The organism is Neptuniibacter pectenicola, from assembly GCF_001597735.1.
Taxonomy (GTDB): domain Bacteria; phylum Pseudomonadota; class Gammaproteobacteria; order Pseudomonadales; family Balneatricaceae; genus Neptuniibacter; species Neptuniibacter pectenicola.
Window position 1 is genome coordinate 1 of record NZ_LUTS01000183.1, and the last position, 237, is coordinate 237.

Consider the following 237-nt stretch of genomic DNA (forward strand, 5'->3'; position numbering starts at 1 on the left):
CAGCCCAATCAAGTTCATTTACTTCATCGCATAATTCGTAAAACAGACCACCTATTGTGCGTTGATCGGTATTACAGCGATTCTGCCACGACAGAACGATAAAACGAGAAAACACAATCGTTGTATGGCAAATAAGCGCGTCATATGAACGGCTTTGGAATTCTTTTTCAAGTTTCAAAAGAGATTTGGCCGCCTTAAAGAATACCTCGATATCCCAGCGCATTCCATAGATTCGGA

The 237-nt window shown here is 41.4% G+C and carries 1 pseudogene; it reads right to left on the reverse strand.

What is annotated here, in order from left to right:
• A pseudogene (locus tag A3773_RS18485) lies at positions 1 to 237 on the reverse strand (IS4-like element ISTeha3 family transposase); the annotation flags it as partial.